Raw genomic sequence first — 3033 nt, forward strand, 5'->3', positions numbered from 1 at the left:
CCGCGAGGCTGCGGCGCGCCTCGTGCAGCTTGGCGCGCAACACCTCGACCTGATAGCCGAGGTCGTCGGCGTGCTGAACGGCCTTCTCCCGCTCGGTCCGCAGCCGCTTCATCTCGGCTTCGAACTTCGAGAGGTGGTCTTCAGGCTCGTAGCGGTCGTCGCCCCGCACTGCGCGGTCCATCCGTCCCCTGGTCGCGTTGGCGGCCTGCTCCGTCCTGCGCGCTGGTGCGAACGCGGAGCCGGCCCTTCCGAAGAAATGGTGTCAGATCATCGGCAAAGCTTGGGCCGAGCCCCGATCCCGTACCCCGGCCGAACCTGCACTCTACCGGCCGGGGATGGCAGAGGTCAGTGCTCCGGTGCCGCGGTGACGAGTTCGGTGAGGACTCCGTGGCAGTCCTTGGGGTGGAGGAAGGTGATGCGGGAGTCCATCGACCCCCGTCGCGGCTGGTCGTAGAGTACCCGGACGCCCTTGTCCCGCACGGCCGCGGCGTCCGCGTCCACGTCCTCGGTGCCGAAGGCGATGTGATGCACGCCCTCGCCGTTCTTGGCCAGCCATTTGCCGACCGCGCTGTCCTCGCGGATCGGTTCCAGGAGCTGGAGGTACGAGGCGCCGCCGTCGGACGTCTCGTTGATTTTCAGCATGGCCTCGCGCACGCCCTGTTCCTCGTTGATCTCGGTGTGGAACACCTCGAAGCCGTACGTGGCACGGTAGAACTCGACGGTCGCGTCGAGGTCGGAGCAGGCGATCCCGATGTGGTCGATTCGCGTCAGCATGCCTCCAGTGCACCGCTCGCACGCATGGTTACGCAACGTGCGCGCGATCACACCTTCCGCCCGGTGACCGGGCGGGTACCGCTCAGTACATTGACGGGAACCCTCGTTAACATCCCTCAGCGCGAAGGGGCCGCACCATGACTGGTACGACCGGCACCACCTCTGTGATCGTCGCGGGCGCCCGTACGCCCATGGGCCGCCTGCTCGGCTCCCTGCGCTCCTTCTCCGGAGCGGACCTCGGCGGAGTCGCGATCAAGGCCGCCCTCGACCGGGCCGGCATCGGCGGCGACCAGGTGCAGTACGTGATCATGGGGCAGGTGCTCCAGGCGGGCGCCGGGCAGATCCCCGCCCGGCAGGCGGCCGTCGCCGCCGGCATCCCGCTCAGCGTGCCCGCGCTCACCGTCAACAAGGTCTGCCTCTCCGGGCTCGACGCCGTCGCCCTCGCCGACCAGCTGATCCGCGCGGGCGAGTTCGACATCGTCGTGGCCGGCGGCCAGGAGTCGATGACCAACGCCCCGCACCTGCTCCCGAAGTCCCGCGAGGGCTACAAGTACGGCGCCGTGGAGATGCTCGACTCCATGGCGCTCGACGGCCTCACGGACGCCTACGAGAACATCGCGATGGGCGAGTCCACCGAGAAGCACAACACCCGCCTCGGCATCGGCCGCGCCGAACAGGACGAGACCGGCGCCCGCTCCCACCAGCGGGCCGCCGCCGCCCAGAAGAACGGCGTCTTCGAGGCCGAGATCACACCCGTCGAGATCCCGCAGCGCAAGGGCGAGCCGGTCGTCTTCGCCAAGGACGAGGGCATCCGCGGCGAGACCACCGTCGAATCGCTCGGCAAGCTCCGCCCCGCCTTCGCCAAGGACGGCACGATCACCGCGGGCACCGCCTCGCAGATCTCCGACGGCGCCGCCGCCCTCGTCGTGATGAGCAGGGCCAAGGCCGAGGAGCTGGGCCTGGAGTGGATCGCGGAGATCGGCGCGCACGGCAACGTCGCCGGCCCCGACAACTCCCTCCAGTCGCAGCCCTCCAACGCCATCCGGCACGCCCTCGGCAAGGAGGGCCTCGACGTCGCGGACCTCGACCTCATCGAGATCAACGAGGCGTTCGCCGCCGTCGCCGTGCAGTCAATGAAGGACCTCGGAATCTCCTCGGAAAAGGTGAACGTCAACGGCGGCGCCATCGCGCTCGGTCACCCCATCGGGATGTCCGGCGCCCGCCTCGTACTCCACCTCGCGCTGGAGCTGAAGCGGCGCGGCGGCGGCGTCGGCGCGGCGGCGCTGTGCGGCGGCGGCGGCCAGGGCGACGCACTGATCATCCGCGTGCCGGGTAAGTGAACCCGGGTAAATGAACAGCGAGTACTGGAGAACGGAGCAGTGATGGCGGACGTCCCCACCCTGGTCGAGCAGGCCCGCCAGGGCCGGCCGCGCGCCGTGGCCCGGCTGATCTCGCTGGTGGAGGGGGCGTCCCCGCAGCTGCGCGAGGTGATGGCCGCGCTGGCCCCGCTGACCGGCGGCGCGTACGTGGTGGGGCTGACCGGCTCGCCCGGCGTCGGCAAGTCCACCTCGACGTCCGCGCTGGTCAGCGCCTACCGCCGGGCCGGGAAGCGGGTGGGCGTCCTCGCCGTCGACCCGTCCTCGCCGTTCTCCGGCGGCGCGCTCCTCGGCGACCGGGTGCGGATGTCCGAGCACGCCAGTGACCCTGGCGTGTACATCCGCTCCATGGCCACCCGCGGCCACCTCGGCGGGCTCGCCTGGGCCGCCCCGCAGGCCATCCGGGTGCTGGACGCGGCGGGCTGCGACGTGGTGCTCGTCGAGACCGTCGGCGTCGGCCAGTCCGAGGTGGAGATCGCCGCCCAGGCGGACACCTCCGTGGTGCTGCTGGCCCCCGGCATGGGCGACGGCATCCAGGCCGCCAAGGCCGGAATCCTGGAGATCGGCGACGTGTACGTGGTCAACAAGGCCGACCGCGACGGCGCCGACGCCACCGCCCGCGAGCTCAACCACATGCTGGGCCTGGGCGAGTCCCGCGCCCCCGGCGACTGGCGGCCGCCCATCGTCAAGACGGTCGCCGCGCGCGGCGAGGGCACCGACGAGGTCGTCGAGGCGCTGGAGAAGCACCGCGCGTGGATGGAGGAGCACGGGGCGCTCGCGGAAAGGCGCGCCCAGCGCGCCGCCCGCGAGGTCGAGACGATCGCCGTCACCGCGCTGCGGGAGAAGATCGGGGACCTGCGGGGGGACCGGCGGCTGGGCGCGC

4 protein-coding genes are annotated in these 3033 nt (G+C 71.5%); 2 read left to right on the forward strand and 2 right to left on the reverse strand.

The window, feature by feature from the left end; genetic code table 11:
• On the reverse strand, positions 1-181 hold a 181-nt coding region (locus tag ACFU99_RS39140; protein ID WP_384402150.1), incomplete at its 3' end, for a hypothetical protein.
• A 164-nt stretch (positions 182-345) separates the two neighbouring features.
• Complete coding sequence (gene mce, locus ACFU99_RS39145) at positions 346-774, reverse strand: methylmalonyl-CoA epimerase (protein WP_363229275.1); 429 nt, start codon at positions 772-774, stop codon at positions 346-348.
• A gap of 137 nt (positions 775-911) precedes the next feature.
• On the opposite strand from mce, the gene ACFU99_RS39150 reads away from it, so the two are divergent.
• Positions 912-2114 carry an acetyl-CoA C-acetyltransferase gene (locus ACFU99_RS39150; protein ID WP_384402154.1) on the forward strand — a complete coding sequence of 401 codons (1203 nt, stop codon included), beginning with the start codon at positions 912-914 and terminating at the stop codon, positions 2112-2114.
• A 42-nt stretch (positions 2115-2156) separates the two neighbouring features.
• Positions 2157-3033, forward strand: an 877-nt coding sequence (meaB, locus tag ACFU99_RS39155; RefSeq protein WP_384402156.1) for a methylmalonyl Co-A mutase-associated GTPase MeaB, incomplete at its 3' end; no start/stop codon positions are given.

The sequence above is a fragment of the Streptomyces sp. NPDC057654 genome (genome assembly GCF_042800135.1).
Lineage (GTDB): Bacteria > Actinomycetota > Actinomycetes > Streptomycetales > Streptomycetaceae > Streptomyces.